The 21,097-nt window shown below is 69.9% G+C and carries 21 protein-coding genes; 14 read left to right on the top strand and 7 right to left on the bottom strand.

Features of this window, described 5'->3' with window-relative positions:
- The first annotated feature begins 18 nt into the window (after positions 1–18).
- Entirely contained in the window at positions 19–1,107 is a 1,089-nt protein-coding gene (locus SRB17_RS42755; protein ID WP_153547270.1) for a catalase family protein, read from the top strand.
- 102 nt (positions 1,108–1,209) lie between these two features.
- Positions 1,210–1,857 carry a TetR/AcrR family transcriptional regulator gene (locus SRB17_RS42750; protein WP_323377534.1) on the top strand — a complete coding sequence of 216 codons (648 nt, stop codon included), beginning with the start codon at positions 1,210–1,212 and terminating at the stop codon, positions 1,855–1,857.
- 342 nt (positions 1,858–2,199) lie between these two features.
- On the opposite strand, the gene SRB17_RS42745 is transcribed toward SRB17_RS42750, so the two are convergent.
- On the bottom strand, positions 2,200–3,813 hold the full coding sequence (locus tag SRB17_RS42745; protein WP_153547266.1) for an MFS transporter: 1,614 nt from the start codon (positions 3,811–3,813) through the stop codon (positions 2,200–2,202).
- 187 nt (positions 3,814–4,000) lie between these two features.
- Between SRB17_RS42745 and SRB17_RS42740 the strand changes: the two genes are divergently transcribed.
- Both SRB17_RS42740 and SRB17_RS42735 read left to right on the top strand, forming a co-directional pair.
- Complete coding sequence (locus tag SRB17_RS42740; protein ID WP_153547264.1) at positions 4,001–4,639, top strand: TetR/AcrR family transcriptional regulator; 639 nt, start codon at positions 4,001–4,003, stop codon at positions 4,637–4,639.
- A 59-nt stretch (positions 4,640–4,698) separates the two neighbouring features.
- A complete protein-coding gene (locus SRB17_RS42735) occupies positions 4,699–5,484 on the top strand; it encodes a DUF2993 domain-containing protein (RefSeq protein ID WP_153547262.1) in 786 nt (261 codons plus the stop codon).
- Positions 5,485–5,488: 4 nt separating this feature from the next.
- Here SRB17_RS42735 and SRB17_RS42730 read toward each other — a convergent pair whose 3' ends face one another.
- Positions 5,489–6,124, bottom strand: coding sequence for a TetR/AcrR family transcriptional regulator (locus tag SRB17_RS42730; protein ID WP_153547260.1), 636 nt, complete (start codon positions 6,122–6,124; stop codon positions 5,489–5,491).
- A 134-nt stretch (positions 6,125–6,258) separates the two neighbouring features.
- Between SRB17_RS42730 and SRB17_RS42725 the strand changes: the two genes are divergently transcribed.
- The 7 genes from SRB17_RS42725 to SRB17_RS42700 all read left to right on the top strand — a co-directional run bounded on the left by SRB17_RS42725 (position 6,259) and on the right by SRB17_RS42700 (position 14,557).
- On the top strand, positions 6,259–7,404 hold the full coding sequence (locus tag SRB17_RS42725; protein ID WP_153547258.1) for a VOC family protein: 1,146 nt from the start codon (positions 6,259–6,261) through the stop codon (positions 7,402–7,404).
- Positions 7,405–7,428: 24 nt separating this feature from the next.
- Positions 7,429–8,367 (top strand): fumarylacetoacetate hydrolase family protein, encoded by a 939-nt coding sequence (locus tag SRB17_RS42720; protein ID WP_153547256.1) that lies wholly within the window; start codon positions 7,429–7,431, stop codon positions 8,365–8,367.
- Between the two features lie 19 nt (positions 8,368–8,386).
- A complete protein-coding gene (locus SRB17_RS42715; RefSeq protein WP_153547254.1) occupies positions 8,387–9,985 on the top strand; it encodes a bifunctional 3-(3-hydroxy-phenyl)propionate/3-hydroxycinnamic acid hydroxylase in 1,599 nt (532 codons plus the stop codon).
- Positions 9,982–11,955 (top strand): acetoacetate--CoA ligase, encoded by a 1,974-nt coding sequence (locus tag SRB17_RS42710; RefSeq protein WP_153547252.1) that lies wholly within the window; start codon positions 9,982–9,984, stop codon positions 11,953–11,955. Before SRB17_RS42715 ends, SRB17_RS42710 begins: the two co-directional genes overlap by 4 nt.
- Positions 11,952–12,185 carry a hypothetical protein gene (locus SRB17_RS42705; protein ID WP_228396634.1) on the top strand — a complete coding sequence of 78 codons (234 nt, stop codon included), beginning with the start codon at positions 11,952–11,954 and terminating at the stop codon, positions 12,183–12,185. The genes SRB17_RS42710 and SRB17_RS42705 overlap by 4 nt, the downstream gene beginning before the upstream one ends.
- Positions 12,104–12,304, top strand: a complete 201-nt coding sequence (locus tag SRB17_RS47200; RefSeq protein WP_323377533.1) for a DoxX family protein — start codon at positions 12,104–12,106, stop codon at positions 12,302–12,304. Before SRB17_RS42705 ends, SRB17_RS47200 begins: the two co-directional genes overlap by 82 nt.
- 99 nt (positions 12,305–12,403) lie before the next feature.
- Positions 12,404–14,557, top strand: coding sequence for an ATP-binding SpoIIE family protein phosphatase (locus tag SRB17_RS42700; protein WP_153547306.1), 2,154 nt, complete (start codon positions 12,404–12,406; stop codon positions 14,555–14,557).
- Positions 14,558–14,640: 83 nt separating this feature from the next.
- Here SRB17_RS42700 and SRB17_RS42695 read toward each other — a convergent pair whose 3' ends face one another.
- Positions 14,641–14,814, bottom strand: coding sequence for a hypothetical protein (locus SRB17_RS42695; RefSeq protein ID WP_323377532.1), 174 nt, complete (start codon positions 14,812–14,814; stop codon positions 14,641–14,643).
- 602 nt (positions 14,815–15,416) lie between these two features.
- Here SRB17_RS42695 and SRB17_RS48345 point away from each other — a divergent pair.
- Both SRB17_RS48345 and SRB17_RS48340 read left to right on the top strand, forming a co-directional pair.
- Entirely contained in the window at positions 15,417–15,917 is a 501-nt protein-coding gene (locus SRB17_RS48345) for an IS110 family transposase (RefSeq protein WP_323377531.1), read from the top strand.
- Complete coding sequence (locus SRB17_RS48340; RefSeq protein WP_323377530.1) at positions 15,830–16,513, top strand: transposase; 684 nt, start codon at positions 15,830–15,832, stop codon at positions 16,511–16,513. Before SRB17_RS48345 ends, SRB17_RS48340 begins: the two co-directional genes overlap by 88 nt.
- A gap of 160 nt (positions 16,514–16,673) precedes the next feature.
- Here the strand turns inward: SRB17_RS48340 and SRB17_RS42685 are convergent, their stop codons facing one another.
- Positions 16,674–17,801: a PP2C family protein-serine/threonine phosphatase gene (locus SRB17_RS42685; RefSeq protein ID WP_194294336.1), complete on the bottom strand. Its 1,128-nt coding sequence runs from the start codon at positions 17,799–17,801 to the stop codon at positions 16,674–16,676.
- Between the two features lie 200 nt (positions 17,802–18,001).
- Complete coding sequence (locus SRB17_RS42680; RefSeq protein ID WP_153547246.1) at positions 18,002–18,937, bottom strand: transposase; 936 nt, start codon at positions 18,935–18,937, stop codon at positions 18,002–18,004.
- Between SRB17_RS42680 and SRB17_RS47835 the strand changes: the two genes are divergently transcribed.
- Positions 18,927–19,049: a transposase gene (locus SRB17_RS47835; RefSeq protein ID WP_194294335.1), complete on the top strand. Its 123-nt coding sequence runs from the start codon at positions 18,927–18,929 to the stop codon at positions 19,047–19,049. The genes SRB17_RS42680 and SRB17_RS47835 overlap by 11 nt on opposite strands.
- A gap of 289 nt (positions 19,050–19,338) precedes the next feature.
- Here SRB17_RS47835 and SRB17_RS42670 read toward each other — a convergent pair whose 3' ends face one another.
- Positions 19,339–20,070, bottom strand: a complete 732-nt coding sequence (locus tag SRB17_RS42670) for an alpha/beta fold hydrolase (protein ID WP_153547242.1) — start codon at positions 20,068–20,070, stop codon at positions 19,339–19,341.
- A 401-nt stretch (positions 20,071–20,471) separates the two neighbouring features.
- Positions 20,472–20,951 carry a TetR/AcrR family transcriptional regulator gene (locus SRB17_RS42665; protein ID WP_228396633.1) on the bottom strand — a complete coding sequence of 160 codons (480 nt, stop codon included), beginning with the start codon at positions 20,949–20,951 and terminating at the stop codon, positions 20,472–20,474.
- Positions 20,952–21,097: the final 146 nt, after the last annotated feature.

Raw genomic sequence — 21,097 nt, 5'->3', positions numbered from 1 at the left:
CCCCGCGCGGAGGCATCAATGACCTCGTACGTCCGCTACCGGCCCGACCTCGAACAGCCCTTCCCGAACGAGCAGGAACTCGTCCGCCAGGTTGTCGAGGCCATGGGCAAGGCCAACCAGCAGGTCGCCGACAAACACCGGCACGGCATGCGCGACGCCCACGCCAAGAGCCACGGCGTCCTCGCCGGCGAACTGCGCATCCAGCCGAACCTTCCCGCCCACCTCGCCCAGGGCCTCTTCGCGGAACCGGCCACCTACCCGGTGATCGTCCGCTTCTCCTCCGCCCCCGGCGACCTGCGCTCCGACCAGGTAGCCGTCCAACGTGGCATCGCGATCAAGGTGATCGGCGTACCCGGGCCCCGCGCCCTCGACGACGGCTTCACCACCCAGGACTTCCTGCTGGTCAACCACCCCACCCTGCCCTTCGGCCATATCGCCGAGTACGCCAAACTCCAGGACCTGCTGGAAAAACAGCCCCGCCAGAGCGATCAGCAGCTTCAGCTCACCGGCCTGGCCGCCCGAGCCGCCGCCAAGGCCCTCACCCGCGTCGGACGCCCACTCCCACCGGCCGTCGAGACTCTGGCCGCCGCCAACCACCACATCCTCGGCGAGACCTTCTACTCCATGGCCGCCCTGCGCTACGGCGACCACGTCGCCAAGGTGTCAGCCGCCCCGCGCTCGGCGAACGTGAAGGCCCTCACGGGCCGCCCCGTCGAGAAGAAGGCAGGCGGATCGGCGCTGCGCGACCTCGTCGTCGACTTCTTCGCCCACAACAGCGCCGAGTACGACATCCGCGCCCAGCTCTGCACGGACATCGAGCGCATGCCTGTGGAGGACGCCTCCGTCTTGTGGCCCGAGGAACTGTCACCGCACGAGGTCGTGGCGGTGCTGCACCTCCCCGCCCAGGACGCCTACAGCGACGCCCGCCGCCGGTACGCCGACGACGTCCTCTCGTTCAGCCCCTGGCACGCCCTGGAGGCCCACCGCCCGCTGGGTTCCATCATGCGCTCGCGCCGGGCCGCCTACCCCGCCTCCAGCGACTTCCGCCACCGCTTCAACGGGATCGAGCCGCAGGAGCCGTCCGACATCAAGGAACTCCCCGCCTGATCAGGACCGCCCGATCCGTGGATGCGGCCACGGATCGGGCCGAAGCTCGCGTGTCAGAATGAAGGCGCCTGTTCTTCCGCCCGCCTGCAGCGAGGTTCTTCCGTGTCCCAGTCCGTCGGCCGCGTGCCACAGCGACGCAACGCGCGGTCCAACCGGGCGCGCATCCTGGCCACCGCACGTCAGGAACTCGGACGCAACCCCGACATCACCCTGGAGGAGCTGGCTCGCGCCTCTGGTGTCGTCCGGCGCACTCTGTTCGGGCACTTTCCCGGGCGGGCGGCGCTCCTCGAGGCGCTGGCCGAGGAGGCCGCCGAGGCTCTGCAGACAGCCGTGGCGGTCGAAGCGCCGGTGGCGGAGCCGGCGGACCGGGCGCTCGCGCACTTCACCCTGTCGATGTGGCCCGTGGGTGACCGCTACCGGATGCTCCTGGCGCTGGCCCGTCGGGATCTTGGCGTGGAACGTGTCGACGAGATCCTCAAGCCCGCCCGTGTCAGGGTCACCGGCATCCTGGAGCAGGGCCAGCGCGACGGCGTCTTCCACTCCCATCTGCCGCCCGCCGTGCTCAGCGCCGGTCTGGAGGCGATGACGGTCGCCCTGCTGGAAGAGGTCAACACCGGCACGTTCGAGGACGACGGCACCCGAGTGGCCGTCGCCACGCTCATCGCGGCCGGCGTCCCGGAGGAGCAGGCGCTCACCGTGGTCGACGACGCGGCTGCCACGGCAGCGGCGGAGCATGTTGCCGACGGCTGAGCCCCGGTGCGCCCCGTTGAGGCAGTGGTCAGGACAGACCCCGGCGTGAAGGCGCTGCCCACCACGCCGGCCTCGACGACCGGTGGTCAGTAGGACCTCGTTCGCGCCGGTCAACACCGAGTCCTCGACCGACGAGTGCGGTCGAGGGCTCTTGGCTGTCGTCCTCCGGGCTGCTGCGCAGCATGGGCGCGTCCGGTGGTCGGCTCCCTGGCGCGGACAGCAAAAGGGGACGGTGCCGGGCGTCCCCTCCCGGCACCGTCCGGGACCGTGCGCCGCTCAGGCACGGTCCGTCCTGGGGTGGTGAGGGCCGGAACAGGTGTCCGGCCCGCTACCTCGTGGGGCTCAGGCGGCGCCCACGGACTCGGTTTCCTGCGCCGGCACCGGCGTGTCCTGCTGACGGTGCTTGCCGGTGTGCCCCCGGCCGGGCAGGACCGCGATGACGATCACGGCTCCGACGGCCATGATGATGCCGCCGATGAGGCTGGTGTGGGCGATGGCGTGGGCGAAGGACTCGTGTACCGCCGCGACCAGGGTCTGGGCCTGCTGGGGTCCGCCCTGGGGATTCTTGGCGACCTGTTCGGCGACCGCGAGGCCGCCGCCGACCGAGTCCTTGGCGGTGTCCATCGCGGCGGCCGGGAGGTGGCCGCCGACCAGGTCGGTCAGCTTGTGCTTGTAGGTCGTGGCGAGGAGCGAGCCGAGGATCGCGATGCCGAGGGAGCAGCCGAGTTCCAGTGCGGTGTCGTTGGCGCCGCCGCCGACGCCCAGTTCCGACTCGGGGAAGGAAGCCATGATGGTGTCGGTGGCCGGGGACAGGCTCAGGCCGATCGCGAAGCCCAGCACGAGCAGGGACGGCAGGAAGTCGGTGTACGTCGACCCCGCCTCGATGCGAGTGAGCAGGATGACGCCCGCAGTCCCGAGCACCATGCCGACGCCCACGACAGCCTTCACACCCAGCTTCGGCGTCAGCCTCGCGGTCACCGCGGCGCCGACGAACACCGCTCCGGCCAGCGGCAGCAGTCGTACGCCGGTCTCCAGTGCGTCGTAGCCGAGGACGAACTGCAGGAACTGGGTGGAGTAGTAGATCGACCCGAAGGTGCCGAAGAAGAAGAACAGCACCGCCATCATCGAGCCGGAGAACGGGCGCTCGGTGAACTTGCGCACGTTCAGCATCGGGTTCGGGTGGCGCAGCTCCCAGGCGACGAAGGCCAGCAGGCCCACGCCGGCGACCACGGCCGCGGTGATCGGGCCGGTGCCCCAGCCGAAGTGCGGGCCCTCGATGGTCGCGTACACCAAGGAGCCGATGGAGACGATCGACAGCAGACCACCGACGTAGTCGATGCGGCCCATGCCCTCGGCCCTGGACGGCGGCACGAGCAGCAGCGCGCCGACGATGCCGAGGACGGCGATGGGGACGTTCATCAGGAAAGTGGAGCCCCAGGCGTGGTGCTGCAGCAGCCAGCCCGCGGCGAGCGGGCCCGCGGCGATCGCGAGCCCGGAGGTGGCGGACCAGGCGGTAATGGCCTTGGCCCGCTCGGCCCTCGGGAAGATCGCGACGAGCAGGGACAGCGTGGCCGGCATGACGACGGCGGCGCCCACGCCCATGATCGCCCGTGCTGTGATGACCAGGTCCGTGTGGTGGACCTGGCTGCCCATCACCGAGCCGCCCGCGAAGATCAGCAGACCCAGGACCAGGGCGCCGCGGCGGCTGTACTTGTCGCCGATCGCACCCAGCACCAGCATCAGCGCGGCGTACGGGACGGTGTAGCCGTCGATGACCCACTGCAGGTCACTGCTGGACAGGCCCAGGTCCTTCGTCATGTCCGGCGCCGCCACGATCAGCGAGGTGTTCGCCATGACGACGATCAGCAGGCTCAGGCAGAGCACCAGCAGGGCCCACCAGCGCCGGGGATAGGGCCCGGCCATCTTCTCGGCGGGTGTGTTGGCAAAGAGCGGCATCGAAAGCTCCTCGGCAGGAGGGGAAGCGGAGGCTTCGGGATTCGCGGATCGGTGTGAGTGGTGCGGACGCGGCCATGAGCCTGCGAAGCACCGAGCAGTTAATTGCCCATCGATGTGCAGGCTAGTTTATTGCCCGTCGATGTGCAACTATCGAGGAGCCCTCCCACCGTCGACCGGAGGTTCCGGCATGACCAGCGCACCTGTGACAGACGCCCCGGGACGCAGCCGCACCCGCCTCACCCGGGCCCGCATCCTCGAAGCGGCCAGGCAGCAACTCGGCCGGGACCCCGACAGCAGCCTCGGTGACATCGCCGAAGCCGCGGGGGTGGTGCGCCGTACGGTCTACGGCCACTTCAACGGCCGGGCCGCGCTCGTGGACGGTCTGGTGGAGGACGCCGCGCAGGCACTGCGGCAGGCGCTCGCGGATCCGGGAGTTCCGGACGCGGACGCGGTCACGGCGCTGGCACGCTTCGTCCTCGCCGTATGGCCCGTCGGCGACCGGTACCGCATGCTCCTCCGCCTGGCCCCACACGACCTCGGGGCCGAGCGGGTCACCGAGGTCCTGGCCCCCGCGCGCGAGACGGCGGCGGCGATCATCGCCCGAGGGCAGCGGCAGGGGGTCTTCCAGACCAGCGTTCCCGCCGGGCCGCTGAGCCGGGCACTGGAGGGCCATCTGCTCGGGCTCCTGGAGTGCGTCAACGCCGGCACCTGGAGCGACGACGGCACGCACACGGCGGCTGCCGCACTGATCGCCATGGGTGTGGACGGCGACCTCGCCGTCACCCGCGTCCGAAGCCTCGGCCGGCCGGAGCCGGTCGGCACCTAGGTCCCGGGACACCTGTCCCAAGAGGTTCCCGAGCACATCACAGAGATGGAGAGGGCAACATGTACCAGTCGCAGCCAGATGGCGAGTTCGTCGGCGAGTCGTACTACGGCGACGCCGCCGTATACGCCAGCCCGCCCCCTCCCAGAAGGCGGCGCAGGATCATCATCGCCGCGTCCCTGGCGGCGCTGCTGGTCGGCGCCGTCGTGGCCGACCGCGTCGCCGCAGCCCATGCGGAGGGCCGTACGGCCGAGGCGTTCCAGGAGGGTATGGGCGCGCCCGACCGGCCTTCGGTGCACGTCGGCGGCTTTCCCGTGCTGACTCAGCTGGCCCAGGGCAGCCTGCGGCACGTCGACATCACAGCGAACGACATACCGGCCCGGGGGGCGACCCGGCCGCTGCCGGTGACGAAGCTGACCGTCGGCCTGGACGGGCTCAAGACCTCAGGAAACGCCAAGAAGGCTCATGCGCGCAGCGTCGAGGCGACCGCCTTCCTGTCGTACGACGACCTGTCGAGCGCCCTCGGCGTGCAGATCTCACAGGGCGACAAGCCAGGACGGGTCGACGCGACGGCCGGTCTGCCGCTCGCCGGGGACGTGACCGTGAGCGCGGCCGTCTCGGCGGCCAGCGGCAACCGCATCGCCTTCTCGGACATCCGTGTCACGCAAGGCGAACTGATCCCTCCGGCCAATGCGCTGCTCGACAAGGCCCTGTCGAAGCCCATCCCGCTCCAGAACGTCCCCGAGGGCCTGCGCCTGCGTTCGGTGACCCCCACGAAGAGCGGGATGGATGCCCGCTTCACCGGCAGGTCCGTTACTTTCCGCCCGAGTTCGTCGTCAGTCGCGTGAAGTGTCAGGCGAGGTCGGGGAGGGGTCGCCGGGCGACCTCGTGCGCGTCGTCCGCCGGGAGACCCAGCATGCGCAGGACCAACTCGGCGAGGTTGACCGCGGCCTCGTCGCCGTCCAGGTCGGGGCGGGCGAACCGCAGCTCCACCAGGGACAGCAGCGTTCCGCCCAGTGCCGACAGGGCGACCGTCGGCTCGACGGCGGTGAAGCGGCCGGAGGCCATGCCGACCTGGAGGTCGCGCAGGGCCCGGGGCGACAGGCCGTTGTCCGAGTGGATGTGACCGAGGCCGTGGCGGCGCAGGACCTGCATCAGTTCCGGGTGGGATTCGGCCATCCGCGCACTGAGCCGGAAACCCGCCGCCAGCAGCTCGGCCGGGTCGTCGATCCCCGCCAAGTGCTCGTCGAAGGTCTGGCCGAACTCCTCCAGAACGTCCACCACGGCCGCCTCGAACAGCTCGGTCTTCGACTCGAAGTGGTTGTAGAAGGAGCCGAATCCGACGTCGGCGCGTTCGGCGATCGCCTGGATGCTGGCGCTCGTGTCCCCGGTCTCGGCGAGGATCTGCCGGGCCGCGCGGACGAGCGCGCGACGGGTCTCGGCGCGGCGTCGCTCGAATCGGTTGCTGGGCGGGGCTGACGTAGGCATGCGCAGATTCTATCGGCAGGGCGATCGCGATCGCAGTCCTGATGAATTCATCATTTCCTGCCTGGTACGCCTTGACGTCAGGACTATCACAGTTGATGATTTTCTCATTACGGCAATGTTGCTCGGAGGGCACCATGTCTGAAACCCGGGTCCATGGGGCTGACGTCAAGACGGCCCACCAGGACCTCCACAGCGAACAGGGCGCCCTGCGCGGCGAGCATCCGGGCAGGTCCCGGAACCCGCTGATCAAGGTCGCCGACCTGGCCTGGCTGGAGTTCGAGAAGCCCGACCTCGACCGGGCCGAGATCTTCGCCCGCGACTTCGGCTTCCAGATCGCCGCACGCACCGAGCGGGAGCTGTGGCTGCGCGGCACCTTCGCGGGCTCGCCCTGCATGGTGATCCGCCGCGGCCGTACGTCCCGTTTCATCGGCCCGGCGTTCCGTGCCGCCGAGCGAGCCGACCTCGACCGGCTGGCCCGCGCCACCGGCACGTCCGTGCAGGACGCCGACGTGCCCGGCGGCGGCAAGGCGGTCGACCTGCTCGACCCCTCAGGCTTCCCGGTGCGGGTGGTGCACTGCGGCGAGGAGTTGCCGGCGCTGCCCGAGCAGCGGCCGCTGCTGCTCAACTTCGGAACGGAACACCGCCGTACGAACGCCACCCAGCGGCCGCCGCGCGAGCCGTCCCGCATCCAGCGCCTCGGCCACGTCGTCCTGGAGACCCGGGTGTTCGCCCGGGCCCTGGACTGGTACCTGGACACCCTGGGCATGATCGTGTCCGACTTCCTCTTCCTGGACGGCCAGCGCGACCGGGGTCCGACGATGGCGTTCATCCGCTGTGATCTGGGCAGCGTGCCGGCCGACCACCACACCCTCGCCATGCATCTGGGGCCGGGCATCGGCTATGTCCACTCCGCCTACCAGGTGACCGACCTGGACTCGATCGCGGCCGGCGGCGAGTACCTGGGCGAGCGTGGCTACAAGCGGAGTTGGGGTATCGGTCGGCACATCCAGGGCAGCCAGCTCTTCGACTACTGGCGCGACCCCGACCACTTCATGCTGGAGCACTTCGCCGACGGCGACCTGTTCTCCTGCGACGTCGAACCCGGCTGGGCGCCGATGTCCACGAGCGGGCTCGCCCAGTGGGGCCCACCGGCCACCCGCGACTTCCTCGGCGCGAGCCCCTCCCCGCAGCGGGTCCGCGACGTGATCGAGGCCCTGCGCGGCGACAACGAGATGGACCGCGCGCGCCTGTTCGGCCTGCTGAAGGCCGCGAACTCCTGATCCCCCTCACAAGAAGGCAATGCCATGAGCACCAACGTCCTGCGCACCGTCGACGGCTGGTGGGCCGTCCGCGGCCACCGCGCCGTACCCGTCGACACCAAAGCCGCGACCACCGCCGAACTGATCGCCGACCGAGCAGCCGTAAGCGAGGCGGCTCTCTCGGACGACGCGGGCACGCCCGTCGCCGAGCTGGCCGCCCTCTCGCCGGTCACCACCCCCTGCCGGGTGGTCGCCCAGATGGTCAACTACCGCAGTCACGCGCGTGATTCGGGCTTCACGGGTGACATCCCGCCCGCCTTCTTCCGCAAGGCGTCCGGCTCGGTCAGCGGACCACAGGAGAGCATCGTCCGGCCGCCGCATGTGAAGTTCCTCGACTACGAGGTCGAGCTGGGCCTGGTCATGGGGGCGCCGCTGCCCGTCGGTACCGTGGTCGAGGAGCGGGACCTGCCGTCGTACGTCGCCGGCCTGGTGATCACCAATGACGTCAGCGCCCGTGACGTACAGCTCACCAAGACACAGTTCTACGAGAGCAAGTCCTACCCGACCTTCACCCCGACCGGCCCGTACCTGACCCTGCTGGAGCCGGAGGACTTCGCCCATCTCCTCGACCTGCGGCTGAAGTTGTCCGTCAACGGCGAGCTGCGCCAGGACCGCACCCTCGCCGACATGATCGTCCGCCCGGCGCAGGCCCTGACCCTGTTGGCCCGCTTCCAGACCCTGGAACCCGGCGACCTGCTGCTCACCGGTACCCCCGGCGGCACGGCCCTCAAGGCTCCGCCCAAGGCGGTGGAGAAGATCGGTTCCCTGCTGCCGCCCGCCGCGAAATGGAAGGCGTTCTTCAAGAGCCAGGCCCGCAACCCGCACTACCTGCGCACGGGTGACGTGATCACGGCGACGATCTCGACCCCGGACGGCCGCATTGACCTCGGCGAGCAGCGCACGCCCGTCACGGACGCGAAGTAGGACCCGAGGTGAGCCGCACATGACCGCCGACCAGCCCCCACCCCCGCACTCCGAACAGCACGCACCCGTCGTGATCATCGGCGCGGGGCCGGTGGGCGTGACCGCCGCCCTCCTCCTCGCCCGGCGGGGAGTCCGCAGCGTCGTCCTGGAACGCCACCGGGACATCTACCCGCTGCCACGCGCCGTCGCTACCGACGACGAGGTGTGCAGGATCCTCCAGGCCGCCGGCGTGGAACAGGAGTTCGCCGCCATCTCCCGTCCCGCCAAGGGCCTGCGGCTGCTGGACGCCCGGCACCGGGTGATGGCCGAGTTCCGGCGCTCCCGACACGGCCATCACGGCTACCCGCAGACCAGCATGTTCGACCAGCCCGAGCTGGAGCGCCTGCTGCGCGACGCCCTGGCCCGGCGCCCGGAGTGCGAACTGCGGGGCGGCGCGGAGGTCACCGCCGTCGGCCCCGACACCGGGGGTCCCGTGCGCGTGACCTACCGCGACGACGACGGCGAGCATCTCGTGTGGGCGCAGGCGGTCCTCGGCTGCGACGGCGCCAACAGCATCACCCGCGACGCCATCGGCGCCGTCTGGGAGGACCTGCGCTTCGAGGAACACTGGACGGTCATTGACGTCCGGACGAACGCCGACGTCCGCTGCTGGGAGGGGGTCGACCAGGTCTGCGACCCGGAGCGGCCGGCGACGTTCATGCGCGTCGGCGAGGACCGCTACCGCTGGGAGTTCCGCCTGCGGGACGGGGACGCGCCGGTCCGCGAGCTGGTCGCCCCCTGGGTGCCGCCGTCGTACGACGGGGACTTCGAGGTCGTCCGCAAGACGCAGTACACCTTCCGGGCACGCGTCGCCGACCGGTGGCACAAGGGACGCGTCTTCCTCCTCGGCGACGCCGCCCACCTCACCCCGCCGTTCATCGGGCAGGGGCTGTGCTCGGGCCTGCGGGACGCCTACAACCTCACGTGGAAGCTCGCCCGTGTCCTCCGACAGGGGGCGGACGAAAGGCTGCTGGACACGTACGAGAGCGAGCGCAAGCCGCACGCACGGCATGTGATCCGGCTCGCGGTCGCCATGGGCTGGGCCATGACCGGCGGCCAGGACGGCACCGCCGCACTGCGCCGCAACCTCCTGGCCGCCGCCTGCCGCATCCCCGGCCTGGCCGAACTGGCCGGCCGCGACCTCAGCCCGCCCCTGACCGCAGGACCTCTGGTACGGCGTCGTGCCCGCCGGGGTCTTGCGGGCACCCACTGCCCGCAGCCCTGGGTGAACGCCGACGGTCGGCGCGCCCGTCTCGACGAGGTGCTCGGTGACTCCTTCACCGTCCTGACCGCCACCGACCCGTGGCCCTCGCTGACCGCGCTCGCCCACGGGCTCGGCGTGAGAGCGATTCCCGCGGCCGACTTGCGCGACGACGGCACGCTCGCTGCCTGGCTGCACGCCGGCCGGGCGGACGCCGTACTGCTGCGCCCCGACCGCGTCGTCATGGACGTCGTCCCGGCCGGCGGCCGCGACTTCACGGACGCCGCCGCCTGGGCGTCCCTGCTGCACACCACACGCAGCCCCCACCCTTCCCCACGGACCGTCGAGAAAAGCCTGTTGAGGAGCACGACGCGATGAACACGCCGTACCCGGAACCGTTCTTCACCCCCGACCCGAAGGACACGGCCGCCAGCCGCATCGCGGACTTCGCCCGTCACGCCGGGGTCGACGGCTCCGACTACGCCGCCCTGCACCGCTGGTCGGTCACCGACCTGGAGGGCTTCTGGGGAGCGGTGTGGGAGTACTTCGACATCGACGCGGACACGCCGTACGAGCGGGTCCTGGCCGAGGAGACCATGCCGGGCGCCCGATGGTTCCCCGGCGCCACTCTCAACTACGCCCACCACGCCCTGCGCCATGTGCCGGACGACGGCGTGGCGATCCTGGCCCTGGACGAGACCGGCGCCGCGTACGAGGTCACCGGACAGCGGCTGCGCGCCCAGGTCGCCTCGGTGGCCGCGACCCTGCGCGACCTGGGGGTGGGCCAGGGCGACCGGGTGGTCGGCTACCTGCCCAACACCCCGCACGCGATCGTCGCGTTCCTGGCCACCGCGAGTCTCGGGGCTGTGTGGTCGGTGTGCGGGCAGGACTATGCGCCCAAGGCCGCCGCCGACCGGTTCGCCCAGCTCGAACCCACTGTTCTGATCACCGCCGACGGCTACCTCTTCAACGGCACCACCCACAACCGCCGCGAGGCCGCCCTCGAACTCGCTCGCGCCCTGCCGACGTTGAAGGCGACGCTGCTGGTGGACCATGTGGGCCTGCCGTGGCCGTCGCAGAACCACCCTTCACTCGTGATCCCCTGGGAGGACGCCTCCACTCGAACCGAGGAACTCACCTTCGCGCCGGTGCCGTTCGACCACCCCCTGTGGGTCGTGTTCTCCTCCGGCACCACCGGCCTGCCCAAGGGCATCGTCCACGGCCACGGCGGCGTCCTGCTGGAGCACCTCAAGACCCTCGCCCTGCACTCCGACCTCGGCCCCGGCGACCGCCTCCTGTGGTACACCACCACCCACTGGATGATGTGGAACCTGCTCGCCTCCACCCTGCTGACCGGTGCCACGACCTGTACCTACGACGGCAGCCCGGCGCCCTTCGCCAGGCTCGACGTCCTGTGGGAGCTGGCCGCACGCCACCGGGTGGCCGTCTTCGGCACCAGTCCCCAGTACCTGCTGGGCATGGCCAAGTACGGCATCGACCCGTCCGCGCACGACCTGTCGTCGATCCGCGTGGTCGGCTGCACCGGCTCGACCCTGCCGGCCTCCGCCTACCCGTGGGTCCGCGATCACGTCGGCGACCACGCCCTGCTCGCCTCCATCAGCGGCGGCACCGACGTGGTGTCCGGCTTCGCCGGGAGCGCACCCAACACGCCCGTCTGGGCCGGCGAGTTGTCCGCACCCCACCTCGGCGTGGCGCTGTCCGCGTACGACACCGAGGGCGCCCCAGTCACCGACCAGGTCGGCGAGCTGGTGGTCACCCGGCCCATGCCGTCGATGCCGCTGTACTTCTGGAACGACCCCGACGGCACCCGCTACCGCGACGCCTACTTCTCCTCCTACCCCGGCGTCTGGCGGCACGGCGACTGGATCACGGTCACCGGTCACGGCTCGGTGATCGTCCACGGCCGCTCGGACAGCACCCTGAACCGCAACGGCATACGGCTGGGCAGCGCCGACATCCACGACGTCGTTGAACGCCTCCCCGAGATCACCGAGGCCCTGGTCATCGGCGCGGAAGAACCCGACGGCGGCTACTGGATGCCGCTGTTCGTGGTCCCGGCCCCCGGGGTGGCTCTGGACGACGCCCTCCGCGAGAAGATCAAGGACGCGATCCGCACCGGGGCCTCCCCCCGCCATGTCCCCGACGAGATCCTCGAAGTCCCGGGCATCCCACACACCCGCACGGGCAAGAAACTCGAAGTCCCCCTCAAGCGCCTCCTCCAGGGGGCTCCGGTCGAGCAGGTCGTCAACCCCGCCGCCGTCGATACCCCCGAGCTGATCGACCACTACGCTCGACTGGGAGCCGAACGCCGGGACCGGTCGGCATGATCACGGCACACATCACCCTCGCCGTCGCCCTGGCCCTGGTCTTCGTCCCGCTGGATCTGGCGAAGATCGCTGCGGTGCCGTTCATGCGCCGGGCGGCGGTGCACCTGGGCATGACGACCGGGCTCTACCGCATCGTCGGGACCTGGAGGTGGCCGGAGCCGTCGGCCTGCTGCTCGGACCGGCCTCGTCCCCGATCGGTGTGGCTGCCGCGGCGGGGCTGGCGCTGCTGATGGCCGCAGCGGCGGTGGTACACCTGCGCCACGGCGATCCGCCCGCGCGTGCCCTGCCCGCCAGCGTGCTGGCCCTGGCAGCGGTGGCATACGCCGGGGTGGCGATGGCCGCCGGTTGACGGGCCGGGATGTGTGCCGCCTCCCGGAGGCCCGTCAGCGGTCGCGGGCCTCCGGTTCGGCGTAACGTCGTCTGTGTGGACCTCACGGCCGACGCTCTCATGTCCCGTGCCGCGCATGAGCTCGCCTCGAAGGCGGATGAGCTCATCGCCGAAGTGAAGCGGTGCCTGTGCAGTGAGGTTCCCGAGCTCTGGGACGACCCGGACCTCGCGCGTATGACTGCCGAGAACATCGCCGACCACGTCGTCGGCGTGCTGGCCGGCCTGGAGCTGGGCATCGAGCCGAGTGACATCGAGCCGCCGCCGGCCGACGTGGAGCGTGCGCGTCGGCTGGCCCGGCACGGCAGACCCGTCACCGCGATGCTGCGGGCGCACCGGCTCGGGGAGGGCATCGTCCTCGACAGAATGCTCGCGGAGCTGCCCCGGCTGACGAACGACCTGGAGCTGGCCGGCGCGGCATCGCGCCGCATGCTCGCGATGGCCACCGGGTACGTCGACCGCACATCGGAGCAGGGCGTATTGGCCTTCCAGGAGGAACGGGACCGCCGACTGCGATGGCGGCTGTCCCTGGTGAACGAGGCCGGGCTGCGCATCGGGACCACGCTGGACATCGCCCGCACCACTCAGGAACTGGCGGACCTCGCCATCGACCACTTCGCCGACCGCGCCACCGTCGACCTGCTGGACACGGCCATCCATGGGGACGACGCTTCGTCGGCGGATCCCCCCGTGCTGCTCCGGGTTGCCGAGGCGTCGGGGGCGGACAACGGCCCGGAGCCGACGATCCGGTTGCGGCAGCTCCACACCTGCCCCGACGGTTCGCCCACGGCTCGTGCCCTGACCAGCGGGCAGCCCTCGCGGCACACGGCACCGCCGGGCCCGACCGGAGCCAACGGCGCCCACCGGATCCGCTCCACACTGGTGGTGCCGCTGAGCGCCCGCGGCAACACCCTCGGCGTCGCGCAGTTCTCCCGTCACCGCAACCCCGAGCCCTTCGACGACGAGGATCTCCTCCTCGCGCAGGAGATCGCGGCCAGGGCAGCGCTGGCTGTCGACAACGCCCGCCGTTACACGCACGCCCGCGCCACGGCCCTGACGCTGCAGCGCAGCCTGCTTCCCCAGCGCACGGCGGAGCAGTCCGCGGTCGAGGTCGCCTGCCGCTACCTGCCCTCGGGTGCCCAGGTCGGCGTGGGCGGCGACTGGTACGACGTGATTCCCCTGTCCGGTGCCCGGGTCGCGCTGGTGGTGGGCGATGTGGTCGGCCACGGCATCCATGCCGCCGCCACGATGGGGCGGCTGCGCACCGCGGTCCGTACCCTCGCCGACTTCGACCTGCCGCCCGACGAATTGCTGACGCACCTGGACGACGTCGTCATCCGTCTGTCCGCGGAAGCCTCGGCCGATCCTGACCCGGGTCCGGACTCGGACCCACACCCGGAGACGGCCGGGGACTTCGGTGCCACCTGCCTGTATGCCGTCTACGACCCCGTCGCCGGCCGCTGTTCACTGGCCCGCGCGGGGCATGTGCTGCCCGCTGTGGTGACCCGCGAGGGAAAGGTGGACCTCCTCGATCTGCCGCCCGGCCCGCCGCTGGGCCTGGGCGGTCTGCCGTTCGAGGCGGCGGAGGTCGACCTGCCCGAAGGCAGCCTGCTTGCGCTCTACACCGACGGTCTGATCGAAGCCCGCGACCATGATGTCGAGTCGGGCCTCGTACTGCTGCGCCATGCTCTCGGCCGGCCCTACGCCTCCCTGGAGGCCGCCTGCGACACCGTGCTCCAGGCCCTTCTGCCCGCCGACCGGTCCCATGACGACGTCGCCCTGCTGCTGGCCCGTACCCGCGCCCTCGGGGACGGCCAGGTCGCCGCCTGGGAGCTGGACGCCGATCCGGCAGCCGTCGCCGGCGCCCGTTCGAACGTCACCCGGCAGCTGACCGCCTGGGGACTCGAAGACCTCGAATTCACCACCGAACTGGTGGTCAGCGAACTGGTCACCAACGCCATCCGCTACGGCAGGCCCCCCATCCGGCTGCGCCTCATTCGCGACCGTGCCCTGCTGTGCGAGGTGTCGGACGCCGGCAGCACCACCCCCCATCTGCGCCGGGCCCGCGCCTTCGAGGAGGGCGGACGCGGCCTGCTGCTGGTCGCCCAGCTCGCCGCGCACTGGGGGACACGCCACGCGCGGCACGGCAAGACGGTCTGGGCCGAGCTGAGCGAGAGGGAGCCCGTCGGATTCCCGGAGCCGGCCTTTGTGCCATAGCCAGTGAGCCGACTCAGCCGCCGGAACGCCGGTAGATCGCCCCCATGAAGACCGACACGAGCCTGTCCAGCAGGCGTTCCTCGTCAACGGCCTGTCTGTCCGCTGAAGGTGCTGAACAGGGCGCGTTCGACCATCCAGTTCAGCGAGGTGGCGAGATCGCGGGCGGGAATCCCCTCGGGAGCGGCGCCACGGCGCCGCTCGGCTTCGATCGCCGACGTCACCTCGGCCACGAACTGCTCCATCACCTGGGACCACATGGGCCCAGCGCCGCAATGGGGCGCCAGGTGCGGACCATCCGGCCGATTCCATGGCCGGCGTAACCGCGGAGACCATCTCTGTCCGGCCTTTGGCAGAAGTCGACGTGGAGGAGCTGGGGGAGCCGGTGAGGACCTCGCGCGGCAGGTACAGGAGTTGTGGCCAGCGGCCTACCACAAGAGGGTCCGAGTCTGTTCACGCCATGGTCGACGACGGACAGCCGGTAAGGCGGGCCACACGGCTGTCCGTCGACGCCGGTCACGAGCGGACGAAGAGTCAAATCATTGTCGGCCCGTCCAGGCCAGGTTGAGCGCCGATTCGTTCGAAGCCATGGGGCTGTGATCGGTTCGTGCCGGTGTGCCGGGGCCGGTGGGACGGTTGCACAGTGCCGTCCCGGACGGGGGTCTGACTCATGAGATCTATGACCGAAGTGTCCAGTCACAGGCGTGTCGACTGTCGTTGCGGGATGGTGCCTGCTGGTACCGAGCCACAGGGCGTGTCCCCATAGGGGCCTTGCCGACGATCAGGCGCCATCACGGTTCAGACCGCCCGAGCAGGCCGGTGCCATCCATCCAGCACGCCACCACGCGGGAGGCGAACCACCATGAGAACCGAACAACGCAGCACCTCCTCCAGCACGGATCCTCCCGCTCCGGGCGAGGTCGTCCTGGGCGTGGACACGCACGGCGAGGTTCATGTTGCCGCCGTGGTCTCCCCGCTGGGGAAGGTCCTGGGCACCGAGTCCTTTCCGGCCACGGCGGCCGGCTACCGTCGGCTGCTCACCTGGGCCCGCAAGCTGGGGAAAGTGCGCCGGGCCGGTGTGGAGGGCACCGGCACCTTCGGCGCGGCCCTGTCCCGCTACCTGCTGGCCCAGCAGATCCAGGTGTTCGAAGTGAACCGGCCCGACCGCTCGGCCCGCCGGCTGCTGGGGAAGTCGGCCCGCTCGACGCGCAGGCCGCCGCGCGAGCCGTGCTCAGCGGTCGCGCCCGGGCCCGGGCGAAATCCGGCGGCGGTCCGGTGCACAGCGCCCGGATCTACAAACTCGCCAAGGACTCCGCGGTCAAGGCCCGCACCCAGGCGATCAACCAGCTCAAGGCCGTCCTAGTGATCGCCGATCCCGTCCTGCGGGAACGGCTGTCCAGCCTGGGCAATGCCGAGCTGTTCCGCACCTGCGCGACCCTCAGCCCACCCGACGGTGGGGGAGACGAGGACGCGGTGGCCCAGGCCACCCACATGACATTACGCATGCTTGCCGGACGCATCGAGCAGCTCACCGGACAGATCAATGAGCTGAACCAGCGACTGACCCGGCTCATCGAACACCACGCCCCACAACTACTCGAACCGGTGGGCATCGGCCCGGACAGTGCCGTCACCCTGCTGATCACCATGGGGGACAACCCCGAGCGGCTGAACACCGAAGCATCCTTTGCTGCCCTTTGCGGAGTCAGCCCAGTCGAGTATTCGTCGGGCCGGCGGAGCACGCGCCGGCTCAACTACGGCGGCGACCGCAAGGCCAACGCCGCCCTGCACCGAATCGTGTTCACCCGCCTGCGCCACGACCCGCGCACCCAGGCGTACTACGAACGCCGCACCCAGGAAGGCAAGACCCGACGCGAGATCATCCGATGCCTCAAGCGATACGCAGCCCGCGAGGTCTTCAACCTGGTCAGGACGGTTTCCCGCACCCCTGCGTTATAGGGGCGTCTGTGAATGTCGGACCGCCCCTCGATGCGAACTATGGGCAGGATGGTCATTGAGGTCAGGTGGGCTGGTCAACTGGTCGTCAAGGACCGTTGGCGGTCGGTGGCGGTCGTGGTGGTTGCTGTACTTCACTGCTGTACTGCACTGGGTCGTTCCCCTAGGTCAGAAGTGCTGCGTGACCGCAATCGAAGGACATCGAGACGCCACACTCGTCACAGATCGATTGGTCAACCGATGGCGCTGTGCCGTCAGCGGGTTGACGTTTGATTGCGATCAAGGCGGCGTCGTCGTCGAGTCGGCCGCCGACGTGGTTGAGAAGGTCGCCGCGGAGGTGGTTGAGGAGTGCCGTGGGATGGCGGTGGTTGTGGTGGGTGAGTCGTTTGGCGAGCGGGTAGAACTCGCCGTCGGTGTTGCGGGCTTCGATGGCACCGTCGGTGTAGAGGAGGAGGATGTCTTCGGCGCGTAGGGCGAAAGTGTCGAGGTGAAAGGTGGTTTGCACCAATGCGCCCAGTCCCAGCGGGGGCGCGGGTTGGCCGGCTTCCAGGGTCACGACGTCGTGCGCTCGTAGGAGTAGCGGTGGGGGGTGTCCGCAGGTGACGCTCCGCACGAGGGGCTCGGCGTCGGGGATTTCGAGGAGAGTGGCGGTGACGAACGCCTCTTCGGTCTGTTCGGGGCTCACTGCTTCGGATGCGTTGCTGCGGACACTTGAATCCAGGTAGGCGGCGAGTTCCGGCAGCGTGGTCAGCCGGCGGGCGGCGTCGCGGAACGTGCTGATGGTGTGGGCAGCGGTGCCGACCGCCGGCAGGCCCTTGCCTCGAACATCGCCGATGATCAACCGTGTCCCCGTGGGCGTGCGCACGGCGGCGTAGAGATCTCCGCCGATGCGTGCTTCGTCCTCTGCCGCCAGGTACGTCGAGGCCAGGCGAAGGGGGCCGAGTCGGTGGGGGAGGGGAGGCAGTATGGCGCGTTGCGCGGCCTCGGCGACTGCGCGCAGCTGGACCAGCTTTCGCTGTCCGTGTTCCGTCAGGTACCGGGCGATCACGACGGCCACCGAGGTCACAAGGAGGGCAGCCGCCTGTGGCGGGTTCACACATTGGCGGACCAGGAAGATGGCCACCAAAGCCGACACGGTCACGATGGCGAGAAGTGAGGTCACCCGGGAGCTCGCGTACCAGGAAGTGAGTACAGGCACCATGATCAGCAAGTCGCCGAGATGAACTGAGCCAGGCATCTGAAGATCGATGAGTGTGATCGCCAGAATGAACAGCAAGGCGACTGTCAGCACGGATCGTGGTTGCGGCAAGGTGCGCGAGAGAACGAGTGACGACCTCGCTCGGTGATGCATCAGGTGTGGCTCCTGCACGCAACCTGGAGCCGTACACGCAGGGTCGCGGAACGTGAATGCCATGTGCTGCTCCCTCTAGGATCATTTCCTCGGTTCTGATGGTTCCATCAATTAAAACGGACATATATGGGCATGCAAGGTCATGTGCGGCAGGTCACAAGCATTGTGGATGCCGGCCGGGCTTGATCAGGGCGAGTCTCCGCCGCTGGGTGACGACTGACCCGCCGTCCCTCGTGGTGCACGGTGCCGAGCGGTCGACGTAGCGACTTTGGCCGGGAGCTGCTTTGGCGCGAGTGATCATGGCCCCGTAAGCTTCCGGCGCGTCGGGCAGTCTGTGGACCTCCCCGGTAAAGCACGACGTTGGGGCCATGATCTTCGAGGCTCGCGCCAAAGTGGCTCTCTTGAAAATCCCCTTCAGGCAGGGTGACGTCGTAGCCGAGGGCGCCGAGTTGGGCGAGGAGGCGTCGGCGGTGGCGTTCTTCGCCGAGGCGGCGGGTGAAGTAGTCGGGGCCGAGGTCCTGGTAGGGGACGTCGTTGGCGAGCATGTGGTAGGCGGACACGAGCATGCTGTGCGCGACCGCGACGATGGTGCGCTTCTCGCCGCGCCGGGGCCGCAGCCGGTGGTGCTGGGCGGCGAGATAGGTGCTCTTGGTGCGGCCGACGGCAAGGGCGGCGACACCGAGTCCGGCCTTCAGCCACACGTTGCCGTGTCGGGTAGGAGCGCGCTTGCGCTTGCCGGCGGACTCCCGGTTGCCGGGAGCCAGGCCGGCCCAGGCGGCCAGGTGAACGGCGATGGGGAAGCGGCTCATGTCCGCTCCCATCTCCGCGATCATCACGTGGGCCACGGTGGTGCTGATCCCGGGGATGGTGATCAGCAGCTCGACCTGTCGGTGAAACGGGGTGATCTGCTGTTTGATCTCCTCCTCCAGCGTGGCGATACGCGCGCTGGCATCCCGGATCGCGCGGATCAGGACGCGGACCATGAAGCCGTGGTGGTCGGTGAAGTTGCCCGTCAGCGCCTCTACCAGGTCGGCGTGTTTGCGGCGCATGGCACCGCGGGCCAGATTGGCCAGCATCTCGGGGTCGCGTTCGCCGTCGGCCGCGCACGTCGCCAAGGACCTGGGCGTCCACAAGGAGGCCCTGCGCGGCTGGGTCCGCCAGGCCGAGGCGGACGCGACGACCGGCTGACCACCGCGGAGGACGAGGAACTGAAGCAACTCCGCAAAGATGGATCGCCTCCGGTGTCATCGGCCCATGTCCACGGCCCTATCCCTGATCGGATCTGTCACGAGATCGGCCACGGGCTCGTGACGGCCGCCACGATCCTCGAGTTCTCTGTCGGTGAGCCTTTTCATAGGCGCCGGTGAGCCGGACGTCAGCGCCGCCCACAACGAAGCCCCCGTTGGCGCGCGTCGGGCGGCACGGCGTCAGCGCCGCCCGACGCGCATGCACGGGCGCTCTCGGGGGGGCGCGCCGGTCACCCCCGGGAGCTGCTCCAGTGTTCCTCGAGGGCGGTGGCGACCTCAACCGGCTTCTGGATCGGCGTCCAGTGGCTGCTGTCCAGCCTCAGAAAACGGGTGGCGCGTACGGACGCGGCCATCTTCTCGCCGAACTCGACGGGGCAGACTGGGTCGAACGTCCCCCAGAACACCAGGGACGGTCCGGCCAGGTCCGCGAGATTCGGTTCCCACTCCGCACCGACCGTCAATGCGGAACGGTAGAGCTTGAGAATGCTGTCACGCATGGTCTCGTCCACGCGGCCGGCCGTCTGTTCGGCCAGCTCAGCCGGGATCTGGATGTTGTCGGTCAGGTCCTTGGCGAACGCGGCGGCGTCGTACTCCTTGGCCCAGCGGTCGCCCGTGACCGGGTCCTGCCACAGTTTGGCCAGCGGATGCCAGTCGTACTCGGCGCTGACCGGACCGTTGCTGCCGGCCCACGTGCGGATCAGATCCGGCCGTACGGAAGCCACGCGGGCGGTGAGGAGGCAGCCCCAGTCATGGCCGACGAGGTCGACCGGCTCGCCGATTACCTCCAACCGCTCGATGAGCCAGGAGACGTATTCCTCCTTGGTGCAGTTGAAGCCCTCGGGTCGTGGCGAACCGAAACCGGGCAGGTCCCAAGCCTCCACGTCGCTGCGGGTCAGGTGCTCGCGGACGCCGTCCCACACATGGTGGGTGTCGGGTACGCCGTGGATGAGAACGGCAGGCATGACTGAACTCCTACAAGGGTGAAACTTCTGGACAGATGCGAAACAGTGACACAGGGAGGGTGAAGACGCCGAAGTGTCGTGCCGCAGGCACGCGCTTCCGACGTGGACGGGACCGAGTGGCACGGCACTTCCCGCCTGCAGCGTCTCGATCGACGCTAATCAACGAGTCGGTACGGCCGTCCTGATCGGGGCGGCCACCAGTACGGTGCACCGTGCGGAAACGGCTGTGCGGGATGTTGACCGGATCGCCGGGCATGCTCGCCCGCCGAGGCTCGAACCCGGCGCGATGCGATCTGTGGTGCTACCGCGGCGGCGACGAGGAACGCGGTCGCCGCAGCCTCACCCGTGGGGTCCGCCCAGGTGGAGGCGGTGTTCTCCGCGGCGAGAGCCAGCATCAGTGCTCAACGCCTGGGCGAGGACAGGAGCTGGGACATGGTCCGCGAACCCGCCTTCGTGCTGCCCACCCGTATGGCCGCGATGGCTTCCTCGCGGGCCGGTGCCAAGGTGGCGTGGATCGTCTCCTCTCCCAGGTGGCGGCGCCCCAAGGAGATGAGCATGCGGTACTGGTCGCCGATCGCCCATGCAGCCAGGGCCATCCGCGCCATCGCCTCGAGCGGATCAGTACATGGGATACGGGTTGCGGCGAACGCCTGTTGCAGCGCCTGGGCTGCTTCCTGCGTCAACTCGGCGATCAGTGCTCGGCGGTTGGCGAAGTGTCCGTAGAGGGTGCGTCGAGCGATGCCGGCCGCCACAGCGATGCTGTCGAGACTCGCGTCCGGGTCCTCCCGTAGTTTCTGCCGGGCGGTCGCGAGGATGCGTCGGCGGTTGGAGTGAGCATCCTTGCGCTGCACAGTACGGCCCGGGGTGTCGGTCGTCTGCATGGTTCTTTCTCTCCACGGTTGCCGGAAAGCCGTGGGCGCCGGTGCTCCCTCACGCACCGGCACCCACTCACCCCTGCCCAGGGTGGCTTGTCGTCCTGCTGACGGGCGTCAGGGGACGAGGATGAGGCGGATCGGGTCGCCGATCT

The organism is Streptomyces sp. RB17 (assembly GCF_009604455.1).
Classification (GTDB): domain Bacteria; phylum Actinomycetota; class Actinomycetes; order Streptomycetales; family Streptomycetaceae; genus Streptomyces.
Note: the sequence above shows the minus strand (reverse complement) of the source record. Positions and strands in the feature narration are given on the sequence as shown.